Annotated in this window: 19 protein-coding genes and 3 tRNA genes; 21 read left to right on the top strand and 1 reads right to left on the bottom strand. The window is 60.3% G+C overall.

What is annotated here, in order from left to right; translation table 11 throughout:
* Window positions 1–14: 14 nt before the first annotated feature.
* The 16 genes from coaBC to BT173_RS07275 all read left to right on the top strand — a co-directional run bounded on the left by coaBC (window position 15) and on the right by BT173_RS07275 (window position 14,884).
* Window positions 15–1,211: a bifunctional phosphopantothenoylcysteine decarboxylase/phosphopantothenate--cysteine ligase CoaBC gene (gene coaBC / locus BT173_RS07350; RefSeq protein ID WP_072427992.1), complete on the top strand. Its 1,197-nt coding sequence runs from the start codon at window positions 15–17 to the stop codon at window positions 1,209–1,211.
* Window positions 1,208–1,657, top strand: a complete 450-nt coding sequence (dut, locus tag BT173_RS07345) for a dUTP diphosphatase (RefSeq protein ID WP_072427991.1) — start codon at window positions 1,208–1,210, stop codon at window positions 1,655–1,657. The genes coaBC and dut overlap by 4 nt, the downstream gene beginning before the upstream one ends.
* Before the next feature lie 182 nt (window positions 1,658–1,839).
* Window positions 1,840–2,466 carry a DedA family protein gene (locus BT173_RS07340; RefSeq protein WP_072427990.1) on the top strand — a complete coding sequence of 209 codons (627 nt, stop codon included), beginning with the start codon at window positions 1,840–1,842 and terminating at the stop codon, window positions 2,464–2,466.
* Between the two features lie 128 nt (window positions 2,467–2,594).
* Complete coding sequence (locus BT173_RS07335; protein WP_072428161.1) at window positions 2,595–3,821, top strand: aspartate kinase; 1,227 nt, start codon at window positions 2,595–2,597, stop codon at window positions 3,819–3,821.
* A 56-nt stretch (window positions 3,822–3,877) separates the two neighbouring features.
* A tRNA-Ser gene (locus tag BT173_RS07330) sits at window positions 3,878–3,971 on the top strand.
* A gap of 27 nt (window positions 3,972–3,998) precedes the next feature.
* Window positions 3,999–4,075 (top strand) — tRNA-Arg (locus BT173_RS07325).
* A 23-nt stretch (window positions 4,076–4,098) separates the two neighbouring features.
* Window positions 4,099–4,175, top strand: a tRNA-Arg gene (locus BT173_RS07320).
* 483 nt (window positions 4,176–4,658) lie between these two features.
* Window positions 4,659–5,333: a hypothetical protein gene (locus BT173_RS19270; protein WP_072427989.1), complete on the top strand. Its 675-nt coding sequence runs from the start codon at window positions 4,659–4,661 to the stop codon at window positions 5,331–5,333.
* A 112-nt stretch (window positions 5,334–5,445) separates the two neighbouring features.
* Window positions 5,446–6,315, top strand: a complete 870-nt coding sequence (locus BT173_RS07310; RefSeq protein ID WP_308417561.1) for a MotA/TolQ/ExbB proton channel family protein — start codon at window positions 5,446–5,448, stop codon at window positions 6,313–6,315.
* Window positions 6,316–6,318: 3 nt separating this feature from the next.
* Window positions 6,319–6,747: an ExbD/TolR family protein gene (locus BT173_RS07305; RefSeq protein ID WP_072427987.1), complete on the top strand. Its 429-nt coding sequence runs from the start codon at window positions 6,319–6,321 to the stop codon at window positions 6,745–6,747.
* A gap of 38 nt (window positions 6,748–6,785) precedes the next feature.
* Window positions 6,786–7,193: an ExbD/TolR family protein gene (locus BT173_RS07300; RefSeq protein ID WP_308417560.1), complete on the top strand. Its 408-nt coding sequence runs from the start codon at window positions 6,786–6,788 to the stop codon at window positions 7,191–7,193.
* A gap of 185 nt (window positions 7,194–7,378) precedes the next feature.
* Complete coding sequence (locus BT173_RS07295) at window positions 7,379–9,181, top strand: ABC transporter substrate-binding protein (RefSeq protein WP_072427985.1); 1,803 nt, start codon at window positions 7,379–7,381, stop codon at window positions 9,179–9,181.
* A 47-nt stretch (window positions 9,182–9,228) separates the two neighbouring features.
* The gene (locus tag BT173_RS07290) at window positions 9,229–11,217 is read left to right on the top strand and encodes a M3 family metallopeptidase (protein ID WP_072427984.1); all 1,989 of its coding nucleotides are present in this window, start codon (window positions 9,229–9,231) and stop codon (window positions 11,215–11,217) included.
* Complete coding sequence (locus tag BT173_RS07285; protein WP_072427983.1) at window positions 11,214–12,152, top strand: ABC transporter permease; 939 nt, start codon at window positions 11,214–11,216, stop codon at window positions 12,150–12,152. The genes BT173_RS07290 and BT173_RS07285 overlap by 4 nt, the downstream gene beginning before the upstream one ends.
* Window positions 12,153–12,162: 10 nt before the next feature.
* A complete protein-coding gene (locus BT173_RS07280; protein ID WP_072427982.1) occupies window positions 12,163–13,191 on the top strand; it encodes an ABC transporter permease in 1,029 nt (342 codons plus the stop codon).
* A 10-nt stretch (window positions 13,192–13,201) separates the two neighbouring features.
* Window positions 13,202–14,884, top strand: coding sequence for an ABC transporter ATP-binding protein (locus BT173_RS07275; protein ID WP_072427981.1), 1,683 nt, complete (start codon window positions 13,202–13,204; stop codon window positions 14,882–14,884).
* Between the two features lie 83 nt (window positions 14,885–14,967).
* Here the strand turns inward: BT173_RS07275 and BT173_RS07270 are convergent, their stop codons facing one another.
* On the bottom strand, window positions 14,968–15,504 hold the full coding sequence (locus tag BT173_RS07270; RefSeq protein WP_072427980.1) for a phasin family protein: 537 nt from the start codon (window positions 15,502–15,504) through the stop codon (window positions 14,968–14,970).
* Between the two features lie 195 nt (window positions 15,505–15,699).
* Here BT173_RS07270 and phaR point away from each other — a divergent pair, with 195 nt between their 5' ends.
* The 5 genes from phaR (at window position 15,700) to BT173_RS07245 (ending at window position 20,629) form a co-directional block, all read left to right on the top strand.
* On the top strand, window positions 15,700–16,251 hold the full coding sequence (gene phaR / locus BT173_RS07265) for a polyhydroxyalkanoate synthesis repressor PhaR (RefSeq protein ID WP_072427979.1): 552 nt from the start codon (window positions 15,700–15,702) through the stop codon (window positions 16,249–16,251).
* 116 nt (window positions 16,252–16,367) lie between these two features.
* The gene (locus BT173_RS07260; RefSeq protein ID WP_072427978.1) at window positions 16,368–17,303 is read left to right on the top strand and encodes a hydrogen peroxide-inducible genes activator; all 936 of its coding nucleotides are present in this window, start codon (window positions 16,368–16,370) and stop codon (window positions 17,301–17,303) included.
* 68 nt (window positions 17,304–17,371) lie between these two features.
* Window positions 17,372–18,517, top strand: coding sequence for an NAD(P)/FAD-dependent oxidoreductase (locus BT173_RS07255; RefSeq protein ID WP_072428160.1), 1,146 nt, complete (start codon window positions 17,372–17,374; stop codon window positions 18,515–18,517).
* A 6-nt stretch (window positions 18,518–18,523) separates the two neighbouring features.
* A complete protein-coding gene (locus BT173_RS07250; RefSeq protein ID WP_072427977.1) occupies window positions 18,524–19,651 on the top strand; it encodes a GNAT family N-acetyltransferase in 1,128 nt (375 codons plus the stop codon).
* A 54-nt stretch (window positions 19,652–19,705) separates the two neighbouring features.
* Window positions 19,706–20,629: an alpha/beta fold hydrolase gene (locus BT173_RS07245; protein WP_072427976.1), complete on the top strand. Its 924-nt coding sequence runs from the start codon at window positions 19,706–19,708 to the stop codon at window positions 20,627–20,629.
* The last annotated feature ends 135 nt before the right edge of the window (window positions 20,630–20,764 follow it).

The raw sequence follows: 20,764 nt of genomic DNA, 5'->3' as shown, positions 1-20,764 counted from the left end.
TCAAAGGCGAAGCAATGAGCCGCCCGAAACGTGTGCTGCTGGGCGTGACCGGTGGCGTAGCGGCTTATAAATCAGCCGAGCTGACCCGCTTGTTCGTGAAGGCTGGCTACGATGTGCAGGTGGTGATGACCGAGGCGGCCACCCGTTTTGTGGCGCCTGCCACCTTCCAGGCCCTGTCGGGCCGGCCAGTGTTTACCGAGCTATGGGATGGTCGTATCGACAACCATATGGCGCATATCGATCTCGGTCGCGAGGCCGATCTGATCCTGGTGGCGCCAGCGTCGGCCGACTTCCTGTTCAAGCTGGCACATGGGGTAGCGGATGATCTGCTCTCCACGCTGTGCACCGCGCGCGACTGCCCCTTGCTGGTGGCGCCGGCCATGAATAGACAGATGTGGGAGAACCCACCGAATCAACGCAATGTGGCCTTGCTGCGCCAGGATGGGATCAGCATCCTGGGGCCGGATGCGGGCGAGCAGGCCTGCGGCGAGACCGGCTTTGGCCGCATGCTGGAGCCGGAAGCGCTGTTTGACCATGTGGTGGCCGCGTTCCAGCCGAAGTTCATGAAGGGCACCAAGGTGCTGCTGACGGCCGGTCCGACCTTCGAGCGCATCGATGCGGTACGCGGCATTACCAATAGCAGCTCGGGCAAGATGGGCTTCTCGATTGCCCGTGCGGCGGCTGAAGCGGGTGCGGAGGTCACCCTGGTGGCGGGACCGACGCCTTTAGTCACGCCGGCAGGCGTGCGGCGCATTGATGTCGTCAGCAGCAAGGACATGCTGGCGGCAGTGAATGCCGAGGTGCCGAAAACCGATATCTTTATCAGCGTGGCGGCTGTGGCGGATTACTACGTACTGAACCCGTCCGAGCAGAAGATCAAGAAAGATGCGCATATCCTGACGCTGGAGCTGGCGCCCAATCCGGACATCCTGGCCAATGTGGCTGGCCTGGCCGAGCCGCCGTTCTGTGTGGGCTTCGCTGCAGAGAGTGAAAATCTGCTCGAATATGGCGAGCAAAAGCGCCGCCGTAAGAAGCTGCCCTTGCTGGTGGCCAATCAGGTGCAAACCGCCATGGGTGCCGACGATAACGAGGTCTATCTGCTGGACGACCACGGTCAGCACAAGCTGCCGCGCGCCGCCAAGCTCGATATCGCCCGTGCCATCATTCAACACACGGCCAAACTTTACCGCGAGTACCACCCCAAACCATGAAAACCATCGACATCCGTATTCTTGATGAGCGCCTGAAGGATCAGCCGCCGGCCTATGCGACCAGCGGCTCGGCTGGCCTGGATCTGCGCGCCTGTCTAGAGGCGCCGCTTTCCCTCGTGCCCGGTGCCACCGCGCTGATCCCGACCGGCATCGCCATGCACCTCGCTGACCCCGGCATGGCCGCCATGATCTTGCCGCGCTCGGGGCTGGGGCATAAGCACGGCATTGTGCTCGGCAATCTGGTCGGGCTGATCGATTCGGATTACCAGGGGCAGATCTTTGTGTCGGTCTGGAATCGTGGCAATGAGGCCTTCCTGATTCAGCCCTTGGAGCGCATCGCCCAGCTGGTGGTCGTGCCAGTCCTACAGCTAGGTTTCAATGTGGTGGAGAGCTTTGCGCAAAGTGAGCGCGGCGAGGGCGGCTTTGGCAGCACGGGTAAGCACTGAAGCTGCCCGGCCGCTCAATTCCAGAAGCCGCCCTCGGGCGGCTTTTGTTTGCCTGTCGTCCATCCTGCTTGGTCTGGGCGGGCAAAAGCGCCCATAACCTTGTCCTGGGACAAGCGCAGTGTGGACCGGAGGCAAAGCACCCTGTGCTACTATGGCGACCCCATTTAGATCGCCGACGGCCGATGGATTTCTTAAATATCCTCCAGAGCCTTTTCACCGAGTACGGCTATCTCGCCGTTTTCTCTGTTTTGCTCATCTGTGGCTTCGGTGTGCCCATCCCGGAAGATGTCAGTCTGGTGGCGGGTGGCGTGATTGCCGGCCTTGGTTATGCCGATGTGCACGTGATGTTTGGCGTGGGCATGGCAGGTGTGCTGATTGGCGATGCCACCATGTTCATGATCGGCCGGCTGTTTGGCGAGCGCGTGCTGTCCTGGCGTTTCGTGGCCAAGCTACTGACCCCGGAGCGCTACTGTGCGGTACAGGATAAATTTGCCCGCTACGGCAATCGGCTGATGTTTATTGCTCGCTTCCTGCCCGGACTGCGCTCGGCCATCTTCCTTACCGCCGGCATGACCCGACGCGTGCCATTCTGGCGCTTCCTGCTGCTGGATGGATTGGCAGCCTTGATTAGCGTGCCGGCATGGGTGTATCTCGGCTATTTCGGTGCCTACAACCGCGATTGGCTGATGACCTGGATTGGCCGAGGCCAGGTGGGCATTCTGGCCATCATTGGCTTGATCGGCCTGGTCTTGCTATTCAGCTATTTCAAGCGCCGTCGCGCTGAGCGCTGCGCCAAGCGCGATTGCTAGCAAATATAGCTGGCGGTGCTTACGGCACCGGTGAAAAGTTCTAGGCCATCCGGCCGCCCGCGCCTTGTTTTCACAAGGCGCTTTCTTTAGATTCTGTCTCTTTTACCTTATCTGCCAGAGGGATGTGCATGGCACTGATCGTCCAGAAGTACGGCGGGACATCGATGGGTTCGCCTGAGCGAATCAAGAATGTTGCGCGCCGCGTCGCCCGTTACAAGGCCCAGGGTCACGATGTCGTCGTGGTCGTGTCGGCCATGAGCGGTGAAACCAATCGCCTGATTGCCCTGGCCAAGGAAATCCAGGCCAAGCCCGATCCGCGTGAGCTGGATGTGATTATCTCTACGGGCGAGCAGGTGACAATCGGCCTGCTGGCTATGGCATTGAAAGATGTCGGGCTGGAAGCCAAGAGTTATACCGGCACCCAGGTCAAGATCCTGACCGATAGTGCTCATACCAAGGCACGTATTCAGCATATCGATGATGCTGCCATGCGTGCCGATCTGGCTGCCGGGCGCGTGGTGGTGGTGGCGGGCTTCCAGGGCGTCGATCCGGAAGGGAATATCACCACGCTGGGGCGCGGCGGTTCCGACACCACGGGCGTGGCCCTGGCGGCGGCCCTGAAGGCAGATGAGTGCCAGATCTATACCGATGTGGACGGCGTTTACACGACTGACCCGCGCGTGGTGCCTGAGGCGCGCCGTCTGAAGACGGTGACCTTCGAGGAAATGCTGGAAATGGCCAGCCTGGGCTCCAAGGTGCTGCAAATCCGCTCGGTGGAGTTTGCCGGCAAGTACAAGGTCAAGTTGCGCGTGCTGTCGAGCTTCCAGGAGGAGGGGGATGGCACGCTGATTACGTTTGAGGAAGAAGACAATATGGAAAAGGCCATCATCTCGGGCATCGCCTTCAATCGCGACGAGGCGCGCATCAATGTGACCGGCGTGCCTGATAAGCCGGGCATCGCCTATCAGATTCTGGGCCCCGTGGCGGATGCCAATATCGACGTCGATATGATCATCCAGAACGTCGGTATCGAGGGGCACACCGATTTCTCTTTCACCGTGCCACGTAACGACTACCAGGCGGCGCTGAACATCCTGGAAGGCGTACAGGGCCATATTGGCGCCAAGCACATCTCTGGCGACGACAAGATCTGCAAAGTGTCGGTGGTGGGCGTGGGCATGCGCTCGCACGTCGGCATCGCCTCGACCATGTTCCGCACGCTGGCCGAGGAAGGTATCAACATTCAGATGATTTCAACGTCTGAGATCAAGATTTCGGTCGTGCTGGATGAGAAGTATCTGGAACTGGCTGTTCGTGTACTTCACAAGGCTTTCGGCCTAGATCAAGAAAATTGAGAATTGATGCTTGACGAAGGGCGCGGGCTTCTTTATAGTTCGCGTCCTCTTGAGACGGAGAAGTGGCCGAGTGGTCGAAGGCACTCCCCTGCTAAGGGAGCATACGGGCATAAACCTGTATCGAGGGTTCGAATCCCTCCTTCTCCGCCAAGAGCCGTTTTAAGTTGTTTCATCAGTGCGCTCGTAGCTCAGCTGGATAGAGTACTTGGCTACGAACCAAGGGGTCAGGAGTTCGAATCTCTTCGGGCGCACCACTTGAAACAATTTAAACGAAAATGCGCTCGTAGCTCAGCTGGATAGAGTACTTGGCTACGAACCAAGGGGTCAGGAGTTCGAATCTCTTCGGGCGCACCAGTTTCAAAAATGACAAAGGCCACGCAAGTGGCCTTTGTCACGTCTGGCGTTTGTGTCCTGCAAAATGCATGTGTTGCAAATTAGCGAATAAGCGATTTTTGTCTGATTGTTGCGACTGCACATTGCACTTTTCTTGGTATTCTCTTTGGCTGTATTTCACAGGGTATTAATCCCGCTGAGTGTCGTCTTGTAACTGGGGCGGTATTCGGATTGGTCTGCGGTTGGCCTGTGTGCGTTGCTTGTTGTTCCCTTAAGTGGCGCGCAGAAGTCGATCCTCTTGGCGTTTCCTTGCTTGTCTTGTAGTTTGGCTGGGCTTGGTGATGTCTCTGCAAAGTAGAAGTCGACGTTGTGTCTGGCAGGGTGTTATCCACGCCGCTGCCTTGCCTTCAGTTTGATTTTGAATGGCAGGTGTGACGAGATCCGTTCATGCTTGTGAATATTGCTTAGTCCTGCCTTACCATCGGCAGGTGTAGAGGGTAAAACATGGATTTTGCGCAGCAGCAGAGGAAGCCGATGAAGCATTTGCTTGGCATCGGCTTTGTTGTTCTTCTGCATCTATTAGTAGTTTATGGCTTGGTCAATGGCCTGGCGCGTAAGGTGGTTGAGGTTATCCAGAAGCCCTTGGAGACCAAACTGATCGACGAGCCGCCTCCACCTCCTCCCCCCGAGGAGAAGCCGCTTCCCCCGCCGCCTCCTGATGTTCCCCTGCCTCCGCCCCCGCCGGCGTATGTTCCGCCGCCTGAGGTTGTTGTGCAGCCACCGCCCCAAGCGCCTACCAATGCGCCGACAGCGGTGAGTACGGATACACCACCGGAAGGCCCGCCAGCACCACCGGCGCCGCCCGCACCGCCTGCTCCTCCGGCTCCGCCAGGTCCAGTCAGTGCCCGTGCCGTGTTCTCCAACTACGCCGAAGTGACGGAAGGCTTGTCTGACAAGTTCTCGGTCGTGGCGGACAAGGAGCAGATTCAGACTGCGGAAGTGACGCTGCTGATGACGGTTGGTGCAGCATGTGAGATTGGTGCAGTGTCGGTGAAGTCCTCCACCAATTCGGCTGTGGCAGCGCTGGCCCGGACGGCAGTGCGTCGCTTCAAGTGTTCGACCCCGCCCGGCCGTGAGGTGCAGGTGCTGGTACCGTTCGCATTCAAACTGCAAGATTAATGTTTTTCGGAGCGGGCATTTACGTGATGCCCCTCTCCGGCCTCACCCATCGTCGGCTTTATCGAGCCAACCTAGCTAAGGAGCTGGAAGGATTATGTCTGTAGCAAACCGTTTGTCCGCCCTCGTTGCGGCGATTGCCCTCGTTGCCGCACCTGCCGCAACCCTGTTTATCTCCAACGTGACGCATGCCGATGAGGCTGTGCAGGCCGCTGCGCCTGCTGAAACGGCTGCTCCTGCTGACGCTGCTGCACCCGCTGCACCGGCTGTTGCCGATGCCGCTACCGTTGCTGCCCCGGCTGGCGACAAGGTGGAAGTGGAAAACCCCTACGGTCTGGAAGCCCTGTGGGCCCAGGGTGACTTCATCGCCAAGGGCACGCTGGTGATCATGATCATCATGTCCATGGGTACCTGGTACATCCTGGTGACCAAGCTGTGGGAACAAACCAAGCTGCTGCGTCAGGCTCGTGCTGCACGTGAATCGTTCTGGAGCGCGGGTTCGATCAAGTCGGGCGTCGAAACCCTGCAAGAAGGCAGTGCTTTCCGCTTCATCGCCGAAAGCGCGATCAAGGCCAGCGAACACCACGAAGGTGCACTGCTGGAGCAGATCGACCGCAATACCTGGGTGACCATGTCCATCCAGCGTTCGATGGAAAGCGTACAGAACCGTCTGCAAGACGGCCTAGCCTTCCTGGCAACCGTGGGCTCCACCGCACCGTTCATTGGTCTGTTCGGTACCGTTTGGGGTATTTACCACGCGCTGGTGGCTATCGGCATGTCCGGCCAGGCTTCCATCGACAAGGTGGCCGGCCCGGTGGGTGAGTCGCTGATCATGACCGCCATCGGTCTGGCTGTCGCTGTGCCGGCCGTGCTGGGTTACAACTGGCTGGTGCGTCGCAACAAGGGCGGCATGGAACAAGTGCGTGCCTTCGGCGCCGACCTGCACAGCGTTGTGCTGGCTGGCGACAAGAACAAGCGGGGCTAAGCCATGGGCATGAACGTCGGTTCGGAGTCCGGCGACGACGAGGTGGTATCGGCAATTAATACCACCCCGCTTGTGGACGTGATGCTGGTGTTGCTGATCATCTTTCTGATCACCATCCCGGTGGCTGCCCACATCGTGCCGGTCAAGCTGCCTGAAGAAACCAATAAGCCGAACGAGACCACGCCGATCAACGTCAATCTGTCGATCGACAAGAACGGTGTTGTGTACTGGAACCAGTCGGCGATTGCTGACGAAGACACCCTGACCAAGCGCCTGATTGCGGATGTATCCAAGCAGGTGCCACAGCCCAAGATTCAGATTCGCGGTGATATGGATGCGAACTATGAGTCGATTCAATGGGTTGTGCGTGCTTGCAAGCGTGCCGCCATCCAGAAGGTGGGTTTCATCGTCGAACCGCCTGCGCGTGGTTGATTTGATCGGTCTGACAAATTGAGAGGTGTGCCATGGGCATGAGTGTTGGCTCTGGTAATGATTCGGGTGATCCGGAAGTAATGGCCGAGATGAACACCACGCCGTTGATCGACGTGATGTTGGTGTTGTTGATCATGCTGATCATCACCATCCCGGTGCAGTTGCATTCGATTGAAACCGATAACCCGGTGGGTAACCCACCACCGCCGCTGACCGAACCGATCGTGCATAAGATCGATATCGACGAAGCCGGCGTGGTGTATGTGGATGGCGCAGTGGTGAATGGCAAGCAGGCGTTGGAAGATATCTTCCGCCAGTTTGCAACCGCTGCCGACCAACCTGAAGTGCATGTCAAGCCGCGCAAGGGTACGCCCTACCGGCAAGTCGCCATGGTAATGGCGGCGGCACAGCGTGCTGGCGTGACCAAGTTCGGCTTGGTCGAGTAAGTACTGCTGTGAAAAAAGGCGGCGGCACGCATCAGCATGTCGTCGCCTTTTTTATGTCCGTTCTCTTGATCGAGTCCTTGTCGCCGCCAACCTGCCGTCGCGCCATGGGGTTATCCACCCCAAGCGCTGCGTGGTGTGGGATGGCTACGATTTAATCAACGTTGTTTCCGGTGCAAATCAAGATCATGAAATTTGTCACGTTTGCGGGCCTGAGCTGCTTGGCTTGGAGCTTGGTGGCGCCTGTCCATGCGCAGGTTGCCGATATGGGCAAGACCCTACATACCTATTTCGAGGCGCCCGAATCGGGCTTCGATCCTGCCAAGTATTCCGACCACTACTCGGGCGAAGTCAACAGCAGCATCTTCGAATCGCTGCTCGCCTATGACTATCTGGCCCGCCCGCAAACGCTGGTGCCGCGTCTGGCCGAGTTGCCACAGATTCTGGATGACGGTAAGACCTTCATCTTCAAGATCAAGCCCGGCATCTACTTTGCCGACGATGCGGCCTTCAAAGGCAAGAAGCGCGAAGTGACTGCGCAAGACGTGGTCTACACGATCCAGCGCATCGTTGACCCGAATAGTCGTGGTGCCCCCTGGGACTTCATGTTCAAGGGCAAGGTGATTGGCCTCGATGCCAAGATCGAGGCTGCCAAGAACAAGCCCTTCGATTTCGATAAGCCGATCGAAGGCCTGAAGGCGCTTGACCGCTATACCTTCCAGATCAAGCTGCTACGCCCTGATTACAATATGCCCTACATCATGGCCGCGCCGGCCACTGGCATCGTGGCGCGCGAAGTGATCGAGGCCTATGGCGAGGAGTCGGAGGCCCACCCGGTCGGTACCGGCCCCTATATGCTGAAGTCCTGGCAGCGCCGCAACCGCATCGTGCTGGTGGCCAATCCCAACTACCGTGGGCATCAATACAAGCCTGCGACTGGCAATGGCATCCAGATCGATCAGACGGTCGCCAAGCAGCTGGAAGGCAAGACCTTCCCGCGCATCGGCACCATCGATATCCGCGTGATCGAGACCCCGCAAGCCTCCTGGCTGTCCTTTCTCAACGGTCAACTCGATACCCATCCGCGCCTTGGTTACAACTATGCTCGCCTGATCGCACCGGAAAATGCCTTGACCGGGAAGTACTTGAGCTTGGGCTGGCGCTACTTCCGTGAAGCGGAAGCTGACATTACGTATTACATGTTCAATATGGACGACAAGGTCGTGGGTGGTTATGCGCTGGAGAAAGTCGCGCTGCGTCGCGCGATTGCCTTCTCCTACAACCAGGCCAAGGAACTGTCCATCATCCGCAATAACCAGGGTCTGGCTGCCCAGTCGCCGCTGGCACCGCAGATCAATGGTTACGATCCCAACTTCCGCAATGTGCTCGGCCGTTACAGCCCCTCGCGTGGCAATGCGCTGCTGGATATGTTCGGCTACAAGGATTGCGACAAGGACGGCTGGCGTGAGCTGCCCGGCTGCAAGCCGCTCAAGATCACCTATATGACCAGCACCGGCGCCGATGGTCGCGATCAGGAAGAGCTGCTGCTGAAGGGTTTCAACGCGATCGGCATCAAGCTTGATATCGAGAAGATGAACTTCTCCGACCTGTTGAAGAATCGTCAGGGCGGTACCTATCAGTTCGCCGGCGGTGCCTGGGGCCAGGATTACCCGGACGCCGAGAACTTCATGCAGCTGCTGTACGGCCCGAACGCCGGCCCGGTGAACGAGTCGCGCTTCCGTAACAAGGATTTCGACAAGCTCTACGACCAGATCGCCGCCGAGCCGCCCTCGGAAGCGCGCAATGAGCGTCTGCGCCAGATGAGCCGCATCGTGGCTGCCTATGTGCCGTGGATCTACAACATCAACCGTATCCGCACCCATATTGCCCATCCTTGGGTCAGTGGCTACAAGCCGCACCCGGACAATATGCCGCACTGGTACTTCCTCGATATCGATGCCGCCAAGCAGCGCGCCGGCACCAGCAAATAAATCCTGAAACCGTCCACAAGACGTAGACCGAACCCGGAGACACCCGTATGCGCAAGCTGACCCCGCTCGCCCTCGCGTTCTGCCTGTCCAGTGCCTTTGCCGCCGAACGCGGTGAAGTGCGCATTTCTGCGGCTGCCGATGTGCCCGCGCTATGCGACCAGGCCATTGCCAAGCTTAATGCCGAAGTGGCAGCCATCGAAAAGCTGCCGCTTTCCCAGGCCAATGTGGCCAATGTCCTCGCCCCGTGGAGCAAGAGCTCCGGCGATCTGGTGGAATTCTGGTGGGGAGGCGGCCTGATCGCCAATGTCCACCCGGATGAGAAGCTGCGTCAGGCCGAGGAAAGCTGCGATCTGAAGATTTCCAGCGAAACCAATCGGATCCTGCAAAGCAGCGCCCTGTATGCGCGCTTCAAGGCCGTCAAGCCAGCCGATGCAATCGATGCCGAAACGCTGAAGGCCGTGCTGGCCGAGTTTGAAGACAAGGGCGTGAATCTGCCGCCCGCCAAGCGTAAACAGGCTGCTGGTCTGTTCAAGCGCCTGGATAAGCTGCAGCAGGATTTCGCCCGCAATGTGCGCGAGAACAAGCAGAAGCTTGCCTTCAGCGCCGCGCAGCTGAAGGGCGTGTCGGCCGAGGTGCTGGCCGGCTTCAAGCGCGACGACAAGGGCAACTATCTGGTTGGCTTTGACTATCCGGAATACATCCCGGTGATGGAAACCGCTGAGAGCGGCGAGACCCGTCGCCAGATGCAATATGCCTACCAGCGCCGTGGTGGGGCCAAGAACCTGGCCATCCTGCACGAGGTGGTGCAGATCCGTAAGCAGCTGGCCACGCTGATGGGCTACCCGTCCTACGCCGCCTGGGCTACGCGCAACAATATGGTGGGCAAGCCCGAGGTCGTGCTCGACTTCCTGGCCAAGGTCAAGGACCAGGTCACCGAGGTGGAAAAGCGCGAGCTGGCCGAGTTGCTGGCGGACAAGATCGCCTTCACCGGTGACGCGAAGTCCAAGCTCGAGCGCTGGGACCAGATGTTCTACGAACGTCGCCTGCAAAAGGCCAAGTTCCAGGTCGACCAGGATGCCGTGCGCGCCCAGTTTCCCTCGGCGCCGACCGTGGAATGGATGATGGCGGTGACCAGCCGCCTGTATGACGTGGAATTTCGCGCCAATGCCAGGCTGCCGGTCTGGCATGAGGACGTGAAAGGCTACGACGTCTTCGACAAGGCCAGCGGTCAGTATCTGTCCAGCTTCTACATGGACCTGTATCCGCGTGACGGCAAGTACAAGCACGCGGCAGCCTTCACCGTGCGCCAGGCCAGCACCCTGGCTGGCACCACGCCGGTGTCCGCCTTGGTGACCAACTTCAACCGCAAGGGTTTCGACCAGGATGAGCTGGAAACCCTGTACCACGAGTTTGGCCACATCATGCACGGCGTGCTCAGTCGCACCCGTTATGCGCTGAACGCCGGTACCAATACCAAGCGCGACTTCGTGGAAGCGCCGTCGCAGATGTTCGAGGAGTGGGCACGCAACCCGGCCTCGCTGGCACTGTGGAACGAGGTCTGCCCAAGCTGCCAGCCGATTGATATGAAGCTGGTGGAAAAGATGAATGCCGCGCGTCAGTTCGGTCAGGGCACCAAGTACGCCCGCCAGTGGCTGTACGCGGCCTACGATATGGCGCTGGCCGGTCCTATTCCGCAGAAGCCGCTTACACTGTGGCAGAAGATGGAAGCGGCCACCCCGCTCGGTTATGTGAAGGGCACGGAGTTCCCGGGCGCCTTCGGCCATATCGTTGGTGGCTATGCGGCTGGCTATTACGGCTATATGTGGTCGGAAGTGCTGGCGCTGGATATGCGCTCGGCCTTCAAGGGCAATGTGATGGACCCGTCGGTTGGCATGCGCTTCCGCAAGACGGTGCTGGAAAACGGTTCGCAGATTCCGGAAATGGACCTGGTGCGCCAGTTCCTCGGCCGTGAACCGAACTCGGATGCCTTCTTCCGTGAAATCACCGGTCAGAATGGCGCTGGGGGCAAGCAATGAGCGCTTATCTGCTGCGCCGTATCTGGCAAATGATCCCGACGCTGGCAGGGGTGATCCTGCTGGTGTTCTTCCTGTTCAATGTGTTCGGCGGCGATCCAGCCGCCATCCTGGCCGGCAAGATTGCCAGCAAGGAAAAGATCGAGGCGATCCGCGACCAGCTTGGCCTGAATGCGCCGATCTGGGTTCAGCTGTGGATCTTCGTCAAGCAGGTGTTCACCTTCGACTTCGGCAATAGCTGGAGTACCAACGAAGCGGTGTCCGCCATCATCCTGCAGAAGGCCCCAGTCTCGCTGACCGTGATGCTGCAGGTCTGGCTGCTCGACGCCATCATCGCCGTGACGCTGGCCGTGGCGGTGGCTTACAAGCGCGGCTCGCTCACCGACCGCGCCGTGATGGGCATCTGTACCGCCGCCATGTCGATCTCGCTGCTGCTGTATGTGGTGGTCGGCCAGTGGCTGCTGGGCTACAAGTTGGAAATCTTTCCGGTGCTGGGCTGGAGCGATGATCTGTGGACCAATGTGTCCACCTATGCGCCTCTGCCCATTCTCTTGCTGCTGTTCGTGTCGGTGGCACCCAGCCTGCGTCTGTACCGCTCCTTCGTGGTGGAGGAAACCAGTCACGACTATGCGCGCACCGCACGCGCCAAGGGCGCCAGCGAGCATCGCGTGATGTTCGTGCATGTGCTGCGCAACGCTGCCGTACCTATCGTGACCAATCTGGCCATGGCTTTGCCGGGTCTGTTCGTCGGCTCCTTCGTGGTCGAGATGGTGTTCTCCATCCCGGGCCTGGGTAAGGAAATCGTGACCGCCGTGCTGCGTAGCGACTTCCCGGTGATCAAGGCGATTACCGTCTACCTGGCCATTCTGACCATGGTGGTAAACCTGCTGGTTGACCTCTTGTACAAGTGGCTCGACCCGCGTGTTGAACTGAAATAAGGCGGCGACAATGACACAACAAGCTTCTTACGGATTCTGGCGCGCCGCCGGCAAACGCCTCTGGGCGGACAAGCTGGCACGCGTCTGCATGGCCATTCTGGCTATTTATTTCGCCATGGCGGTGGCTTCGGGCCTCGGCTGGATTGCCGCAGACTGGAACGAGGAGGTCGGCGTCTCCTATGCCAACCCGTCCTTCCTGGGTGAGGATTATCCGAACCCGCAGGGCAAGAACAGCATGATCAGCCAGGAAGTGCTGGTCATCGACGATAAGCAGAAGGCCGTCGACCCGCTGGCGCCTTACTACGCTGAGATCGAGCAGCGCGCTGCTGCCTACGAGCAGGAAGAGCTCAAGCCGAGCTGGACCCTGCCGCTGGGTGGTGATAAATGGGGCCGCGACATCCTCGCCAAGGTGATACAGGCCGGTGAAGTGTCGATTACCGTGGGTGTGGCTGCCGCTGCGCTGGCGGTGCTGGTCGGTACGCTCTTGGGCGCCATCGGCGGTTACTTCGGCGGCAAGCTCGGCGATCTGCTCGAGTGGTTCTACAACATCTTCACCTCGGTGCCTTACATCCTGCTGGTTCTGGCCTTCGCTGCCGTATTCGGCAAGGGCATCAGCACGGTGATTCTGGTGCTTGGCTTCACCGGCTGGACCGGCACCTATCGCCTGATCCGCTCGGAGTACATCAAGCAGCGTGGTCGCGATTACGTGATGGCCGCCAATGCCATCGGCGCATCGCATGCGCGCAAGATGTTCGTGCACATCCTGCCCAATGTCTCGCACCTGATCCTGGTGCAGCTCTCGCAGCTGGTGGTGGACTTCATCAAGGCCGAGGTCATCCTGTCCTTCCTGGGTCTGGGTGTGCCGACCGATGCCGTGTCCTGGGGCATCATGATCAATGAGGTGATGCCGGAGCTCGTGCTCGGCAAATGGTGGCAGCTGGCTGCGGTAGCGACGGTCATGTCGACCTTTGTGGTCGCCTTTGGCCTGTTTACCGACTTGTTGCGCGATGCGCTCGACCCCAAGGCCAGCCGCCGCTGAGGAATGCACGATGACTACTGAAAACCTGCTTGAAATCAAGAATCTGCACGTCAGCTTCCGACTGGGCAAAAGCGAGACCTTCGAGGCGCTGAAAGGCGTCAACTATGTGATTCCGAAGAACAGCGTCGTGGCGCTGGTCGGCGAATCGGGTTCGGGCAAGTCGGTATCGGCCATGGCCATCATGGATCTGCTGCCGCGCGCCAACACCGTGATCGCGCCGGAAAGCGGCCTGGTGTTCGAAGGCGTCGACCTGCTCAAGCAAAGCGAGAAACAGCGCCGTGCGCTGTGTGGCAAGCAGATCTCGATGATCTTCCAGGACCCGATGACGTCCTTGAATCCGGTCTACAAGGTCGGTGACCAGATCGTCGAAGTGCTGCGTCTGCACAAGCCGCTCAGCAAGGCCGCTGCCAAGCAGCGTGCGGTCGAGCTGCTGCGCGAAGTGGGCATCCCCGACCCGGAAACCCGCATCAATAGCTACCCGCACGAAATGTCGGGCGGCCAGCAGCAGCGCGTGATGATCGCGATGGCGATTGCCTGCGAGCCCAAGCTGTTGATCGCCGATGAGCCGACCACCGCGCTGGATGTGACCATCCAGAAGCAGATCATCGAGCTGCTGATCAAGCTCAAGGCCACCCATGGCATGAGCGTGCTGTTCATCACCCACGATCTGGAGCTGGTGCGCGAGATCGCCGACCACGTCGTGGTCATGCACCGCGGCGTGATCAAGGAGCAGGGCGCATCCGAGCAGGTGTTCACCGCCCCCAAAGATCCGTACACACGTGCCTTGCTCGCCTGTCGTCCGACCATCGACAAGCGTCCCATCCGCCTGCCCGTGGTGGAAGACTTCCTGGCCGGCCGCGAGCATGAACTGCCCCAGGGCGAGCGCAGCCGCGGCGTGCTGGCCAGCGACCCCATCGTGCTGGAAGTGCGCAATCTGAAGAAGACCTTCCGGGTCAAGCAGGGCTTGTTCAGTCACAAGGAAGTGGCGGCGGTGAAGGATGTCAGCTTCAAGCTGGCGCGGGGCAAGACGCTCGGCATCGTCGGGGAATCGGGCTCGGGCAAGACGACGTTGGGCAAGACGATTCTGCGCCTGAACAGCTGCGAAGGTGGTGAGGTGATCTACGAAGGCAAGAACCTGATGTCGCTGAGCGACAAGGAGTTCATGCCCTATAAGCGCCAGATGCAGATCGTGTTCCAGAACCCCTATGCCAGCCTGAACCCACGCTTCACCGTGGGCGATATCCTGCTCGAGCCGATGCGCGTGCATGGCATCCACGACAGCGATAAGGATCGCGCCGAACACGCGATGCAGCTGCTCAAGCGCGTGGGTCTAGATGAGAAGGCTTTCAACAAGTACCCACATGAGTTCTCGGGTGGTCAGCGCCAGCGCGTCAGCATCGCACGCTGCCTGACCATGAAGCCCGAAATCCTGGTCTGCGATGAGTCGGTATCGGCGCTCGACGTATCGGTACAGGCCCAGGTGCTCAATCTCTTGCAGGAGCTGCAGGATGAGTACGGCATGAGCTATCTGTTCATTTCGCACGACCTGAATGTGGTCAAGTACATCTCCGACGAAGTGCTGGTGATGAACCACGGCGAAATGGTCGAGTATGCGAACGCCGACGAGTTGTATCGTCAGCCTAAGCACGCTTATACCCAGAAGCTGCTGGCGGCCATTCCCGGCCGCGGCTGAGACGAGCTGAGTAAGGAAAAAGCCGCTCCTCGGAGCGGCTTTTTCTTGCCGGCCTAAAGCCGGGGAGGAAGCGGGCAGGGCGCTTATTTGCGGCTGCTGCTCTTCAGTGCATCGCTGGTGGCAGTGCCGGCTGCCTTCAGGCTGGCGTCGGCAAACTCGGCCACCTGGCGGCTGGCTTTGTTCAGGCTGTCGAACGCAGCTTGGCTGGCAGCGATGCTGGATTTGAAAGCGGAGCTGAACACGTCCGAGCCGGCCGGAGTCATCTTGCCCAGCTGATCGAGGCCCTGCATCAGCGACTGCTGGTAGCCATTCACCTGCTCTTCGGCCAGGCGGGCCAGCTCCTGCTGGGTTTGCGAGGCCAGTTCATAGATATTGCGTGACAGGCCGAGCAGTGAGCCGGTGGCTTGCTCGGTCAGTTCGGCGCGCAGGCTCAGCGCATCCTGCACGTCCTTGACGGAAGCGAGCTTGGCGGCGCTCTGGGCGGATTCCTCCAGCGCCTGTTTGGCCGCATCCAGTTGCAGGCGCATCGCACGTTCTGCGCTGTCCAGGCTGATGCGCGCGAGGCGCAGGGTGTTTTCCAGCTGCTGCTGGGTCAGTTCGGTGTGGGGGGCTTGGGGCATGCTGTTCTCCAGTTTTGCGGGGCAAGTGCTCAGGTACGAAGCCTTGGGGTATAGTTATGCTGCTTCGCACAACGAATTGATTCTAGGAAGCGGGTCTGCCAGCGTCAAGCTCGAATGCTGCGCTGCAATAAAGCGGATACGGACGCTGTATCCTCTAGCTAAGTCATTGATTCAGAGAAAAATACGGAGACAAACTTGGCCGATACCGAAAAGCGCGTCATCAAGAAATACCCGAACCGCCGTCTGTATGACACGGCGACCAGCTGTTACATCACCTTGGAAGATGTGAAGCAGCTTGTGCTCGAAAACGTCGAAATCGTCATCGAAGACGCCAAGACCCACGAGGATCTGACCCGTAGCGTGTTGCTGCAGATCATCCTCGAAGAGGAGAACGGCGGCGCCCCGATGTTCACCTACGATGTGCTGACCCAGATCATCCGCTTCTATGGCCATGCCATGCAGGGCCTGATGGGCAATTATTTGGAAAAGAATATGCAGCTGTTCCAGCAGATGCAGGAGCGTCTGCAGGATCAGGCCAAGGCGGTGGGCGAGAACCCGCTGGGTGCGAATGCCAATATGTGGGGCGAGTTCATGAAGTTCCAGGCGCCGGCCATGCAGAACATGATGACCAGCTACCTCGAGCAGAGCACCAATATGTATGTGGAAATGCAGCAACAGCTGCAGGACCGCGCCAAGAATCTGTGGACCGGCTTTGGCTTCCCGCCAGCCGGTACCGACAAGAAGTGACGCATAGGCGGGGCTGAACTAGAATCCAGCCGCGTGGCGGGCGTGTCGCGAGACACGCCCGTTTTGCTTGCTAGCCTGCTGCCAGGCTAGGGCCTTTTCCTCGCATCGAGGCGCTTGTGACTCTGACCGAACTCAAATACATCGTTGCTGTTGCGCGCGAACGCCATTTTGGCCGGGCCGCAGCGGCTTGTTTCGTCAGCCAGCCTACTTTGTCGGTGGCGGTGAAGAAGCTGGAGGATGAGCTGGGCGTGACCCTATTCGAGCGCTCATCCGGCGATGTGAGCGTGACGCCGATCGGTGAGCGCATCGTCTCCGAATCGCAGCGCGTGCTCGAACAGGTACAGACCATCAAGGCCTTGGCCGAGCAGGGCAAGGATCCGCTGTCTGGTGCGCTGCGCCTGGGTTCCATCTACACAATCAGCCCCTATGTGCTGCCCTTCCTGATTCCGCGCCTGCGCGTGGCAGCGCCGCAGATGCAGCTGCTGCTGGAAGAGAACTACACGGCGCGCCTGGCCGAAATGCTCAAGCAGGGGGATATCGATGTCGCCCTGCTGTCCGAACCATTCCGCGAAAGCGGCATCGCCACCCAGGCGGTGTACGACGAGCCCTTCGTGGTCGCTACCCCCAAGGGCCATCCGTGGGAGCAGCTGAAGGCCATTGATGCGGCGCAGCTGGAAGATGAGAATGTGCTCTTGCTCTCGCCCGGCAATTGCTTCCGCGACCAGGTACTGCAGACCTGCCCGGAGCTCAACCGTGAGTCGCTGCCAGTGGGCAGCTTGCAGCGCACCTTGCAGGGCTCCTCACTGACCACCATCCGCCATATGGTGGCCGGTGGTATCGGCGTCACCGTGCTGCCGGCCACCTCGATCACCCCGGCCGATCAACAGTTGCTGACCATACGTCCGTTCGTCGAGCCGGCGCCCACGCGGCGCATCGTGCTGGCCTGGCGGCGCAACTTCCCGCGCCGCGAAGCGATCGAGGCGATCCGCCAGGCCATCATCGGCAGCGAACTGCCGGCGGTCAGCATGCTGGCCGATGCCCCGATCGAATAAACATCCCTTACCCAGAATGGCGGCCGTGTGGCCGCCATTTTTTTACCGAACAAGGATAGATGCTGCATATGACTGCCCCGCTCATCATTATTGGCACCGGCTTGGCCGGCTATAACCTGGCGCGCGAATACCGCAAGCTGGCGCCCGAAGCGCCCCTGCAGCTGATCAGCGCCGATGGCGGCGACTTCTACTCCAAGCCCATGTTGTCCACCGCCTTGGCCAGCCAGAAGAGTGCGGCCCAGCTGGTGATGAAGCCGGTCGAGAAAATGGCCGAGGAGTTGCGCGCCGAGATATGGACCGAGACGCCGGTGCTGCGGCTTGATCCCGCCCAGCGTCGCGTGCACACCGCGCGCGGTGAGCTCGCTTACTCGCAGCTGGTACTGGCACTCGGGGCGGATGCATTCGCCCCGCCGCTGGCTGGCGACGCTGCCGGGCAAGTCCTGCAAGTCAATGATCTGGCCGACTACGCACGTTTTCGGGCCGCGCTGGCAGGGCGGGAGCAAGTGCTGTTGCTGGGTGCGGGGCTGATTGGTTGCGAGTTCGCCCAGGACCTAGCCAGCAACGGTATCCAGGTCACCGTGGTTGATCCGGCTGGCTGGCCCTTGTCCCGCCTCTTGCCTGAGGCAGCCGGGCGCTATCTGCAAGGCCGACTGGAGGCGCTTGGCGTGCGTTTCTGTTTTGGTCAGAGTGCACAGGCTGTCGAGCAGGCTGCTGGCCGCTATGCGGTCCAGTTGGCCGATGGTAGTGCGCTGCAGGCCGATCTGGTGTTATCCGCGATTGGTCTGCGCCCGCGCACGCAGCTGGCCGCCGAGGCCGGGCTGGCCGTGGCACGCGGTATCGTGGTGGATCGCCAGCTGCGCAGCAGCGATGCACAGATCTACGCACTGGGCGACTGCGCCGAGGTGGCTGGCCTGGTCCTGCCCTATGTGCAGCCCATCATGCAGTCTGCACGCGTGCTGGCGGCCAATCTGGCTGGGCAGGCGCCGCTGCTCAGTTACCCCGCTATGCCGGTGCTGGTCAAGACGCCAGCGTGTCCCACCATTGTCTGCCCGCCGTTAACGGCTGGCGGGGAATGGGAATGCCAGGCGCTGGAAGGCGGGCTGCGCGCGCTTTACCGCGATGGCGCTGGCCGCTTGCTCGGCTTTGCCCTGCTTGGCAGTGCGACCACGGAGCGGGCCGCACTCAGTGCCCAGCTGCCGGCCTGGTTGGGCTAGCCGCGTATGGAGCTGCGCTTTACGCCTGGTCTGGCTAGCATCGAGGCGGCCGCTTGGGATGCGCTGGCTGGCAATCAGCCCTTCGTACGGCATGCCTTTCTGCTGGCGCTCGAGCAGAGCGATTGCCTGGGGGAGGGTAGTGGCTGGCAGCCGCTGCACGCGACGCTCTGGCAGGGAACGCGCTTGCTGGCAGCCATGCCGCTATATCTGAAAGCGCATTCCTGGGGAGAGTATGTATTCGACTGGGCCTGGGCCAATGCGAGCGAGCGCGCCGGCTGGCCCTACTACCCCAAGCTGCTGGCCGCCATTCCGTTTACCCCGGTGCCAGGCCTGCGTTTGCTGGCTGTCGATGAGGCGGCGCGCCAAGCACTCTTTGCCGGTGTACTCGAGTGGGCCGAGGCGCAGCAATTATCGGGGCTGCACTGTCTGTTTCCCGATGCCTTAAGTGCCAAATGCCTGCAGTCGCAAGGCCTGCTGCGCCGCACTGGCGTGCAGTTTCACTGGTTCAACCGCGGCTATGCCGACTACCCGGCCTTTCTGGCCAGCCTCAATCACGACAAGCGCAAGAAGCTCAAGCAGGAGCGCAAGCGCGTGGCGGCCAGCGGTGTGCAGATCGTGCGCAAGAGCGGGGGTGACCTCAGCCCGGCCGATTGGCACTTCTTCTACCGCTGCTATGCCAACACCTACCGCCAGCATCGCGCCACGCCCTATCTGAATGAGCGCTTCTTCCAGCGCCTGGGGGCGCTGTTCGCCGAGCAATGCTTGCTGGTCATTGCCTACCAGGACGGGGAGCCCCTAGCCGCCGCCCTGAACCTGTTCGATAGCGAGCGCCTGTACGGCCGCTACTGGGGCGCTTTGCAGCATGTGCCCAATCTGCATTTCGAACTTTGCTATCACCAGGGTATCGAGTTCGCCATTGAGCGCGGGCTCTTGGTATTCGAAGGTGGTGCGCAGGGCGAGCACAAGCTGGCGCGCGGCTTCGAGGCGGTGGAAACCTCGTCCTGGCATTGGCTGGCCCAGGCGGGCTTGCGCGATGCCGTTGCACATTTCCTGCAGCAGGAAGGGCGGGGCCTGGCCCACTATCTGAGCGAGCTGGATGAGCGCGCGCCGTTCCGTCAGGACGAGTCGGCTTGAGTCGCGTGCGCCCGCCACGTAGCATCCAGGCGATTAAACGCTTGTTTCAATGCCATGTCATCTGATCGTCATCCACCACAACAAAGCGCCCATTTCCTGACTGTTGCGCCAGGTGAGCGCCTGCATCTGCGCCGCATCCACCAGGCGGATGCCGGCCAGCCGTTGCTGATGCTGCATGGCGCGATTGCCAATGCGCGCACCTTCTACAGCGAGCGCGGACGCGGTCTCGGCCCCTGGCTGGCGGCGCGCGGCTTCGATGTGTATGTGCTTGATCTGCGTGGTCGCGGACTCTCCACGCCGCCAATCGGCGCGCACAGCCAGCACGGCCAGGCCGAGAGCATTCAGGTGGATATCCCGGCGGCGCTGGCCGAGATCAGTCGCCTGCACGGTGACACACAGACCATTCAGCTGGTGGCCCACTCCTGGGGCGGCGTGCTACTCAGTGCGATGCTGGCACGCCATCCGCAATGGGCGGCCAGGATGAGTGCCAGTGTCTATCTGGGCAGCAAGCGCAGCATCCAGGTGTGGAACTGGCCGCGCCTCTATGAAATCGAATTTTTCTGGCAGCGACTCAGTACCTTGTTTGTATGGCGCTATGGTTATCTGCCCGCGGCGCGCCTCGGCATGGGCGCCGATAGCGAAACGCGCCAGAGTCTGCGCGACAGCCGCCAGTGGGTGCGTGCACGGCGCTGGGTCGATGCACAGGATGGTTTTGACTACAGTGCAGCGCTTGCGGCGCGACCCTTGCCACCCACGCTCTATCTGGCCGGCGGGCAGGACCCGGTGCGCGGACATATCGACGATGTGCGGCGCTTCATGGCCGAGTCTGGACCGCATGAGCAGGCGCTGCAGCTACTGGGGCGCTGCGGCGGTTTGCGTCGCGATTATGGCCACCTAGATATGCTGACCCACCCACAGGCCGAGCAGGAGGTCTATCCTTTGGTTCTGGAATGGTTGCAGCGACATCGTGTCGAATAAGTTATCCACAGCTTGTTGTGGCAGAAATATGCTTTCCGCATTGTTGGGCTGGATGAGTTTATCGTAGAATAATCAAGGTAATACAAGGTTTGTCTAATATTGTTTCCGCAATGGTTGACGCGGACTTACAGTTAA

This window comes from Chitinimonas taiwanensis DSM 18899 (assembly GCF_900119825.1).
Taxonomy (GTDB): domain Bacteria; phylum Pseudomonadota; class Gammaproteobacteria; order Burkholderiales; family Chitinimonadaceae; genus Chitinimonas; species Chitinimonas taiwanensis.
This window is presented reverse-complemented; position numbering and strand designations above follow the sequence as displayed.

Excerpts from the sequence above, each read along its gene's own strand:
- coaBC (WP_072427992.1), top strand. The coding sequence starts at position 15 with ATGAGCCGCCCGAAACGTGTGCTGCTGGGCGTGACCGGTGGCGTAGCG.
- dut (WP_072427991.1), top strand. The coding sequence starts at position 1,208 with ATGAAAACCATCGACATCCGTATTCTTGATGAGCGCCTGAAGGATCAG.
- BT173_RS07340 (WP_072427990.1), top strand. The coding sequence starts at position 1,840 with ATGGATTTCTTAAATATCCTCCAGAGCCTTTTCACCGAGTACGGCTAT.
- BT173_RS07335 (WP_072428161.1), top strand. The coding sequence starts at position 2,595 with ATGGCACTGATCGTCCAGAAGTACGGCGGGACATCGATGGGTTCGCCT.
- BT173_RS19270 (WP_072427989.1), top strand. The coding sequence starts at position 4,659 with ATGGATTTTGCGCAGCAGCAGAGGAAGCCGATGAAGCATTTGCTTGGC.
- BT173_RS07305 (WP_072427987.1), top strand. The coding sequence starts at position 6,319 with ATGGGCATGAACGTCGGTTCGGAGTCCGGCGACGACGAGGTGGTATCG.
- BT173_RS07300 (WP_308417560.1), top strand. The coding sequence starts at position 6,786 with ATGAGTGTTGGCTCTGGTAATGATTCGGGTGATCCGGAAGTAATGGCC.
- BT173_RS07295 (WP_072427985.1), top strand. The coding sequence starts at position 7,379 with ATGAAATTTGTCACGTTTGCGGGCCTGAGCTGCTTGGCTTGGAGCTTG.
- BT173_RS07290 (WP_072427984.1), top strand. The coding sequence starts at position 9,229 with ATGCGCAAGCTGACCCCGCTCGCCCTCGCGTTCTGCCTGTCCAGTGCC.
- BT173_RS07285 (WP_072427983.1), top strand. The coding sequence starts at position 11,214 with ATGAGCGCTTATCTGCTGCGCCGTATCTGGCAAATGATCCCGACGCTG.
- BT173_RS07280 (WP_072427982.1), top strand. The coding sequence starts at position 12,163 with ATGACACAACAAGCTTCTTACGGATTCTGGCGCGCCGCCGGCAAACGC.
- BT173_RS07275 (WP_072427981.1), top strand. The coding sequence starts at position 13,202 with ATGACTACTGAAAACCTGCTTGAAATCAAGAATCTGCACGTCAGCTTC.
- BT173_RS07270 (WP_072427980.1), bottom strand. The coding sequence starts at position 15,504 with ATGCCCCAAGCCCCCCACACCGAACTGACCCAGCAGCAGCTGGAAAAC.
- BT173_RS07255 (WP_072428160.1), top strand. The coding sequence starts at position 17,372 with ATGACTGCCCCGCTCATCATTATTGGCACCGGCTTGGCCGGCTATAAC.
- BT173_RS07250 (WP_072427977.1), top strand. The coding sequence starts at position 18,524 with ATGGAGCTGCGCTTTACGCCTGGTCTGGCTAGCATCGAGGCGGCCGCT.
- BT173_RS07245 (WP_072427976.1), top strand. The coding sequence starts at position 19,706 with ATGTCATCTGATCGTCATCCACCACAACAAAGCGCCCATTTCCTGACT.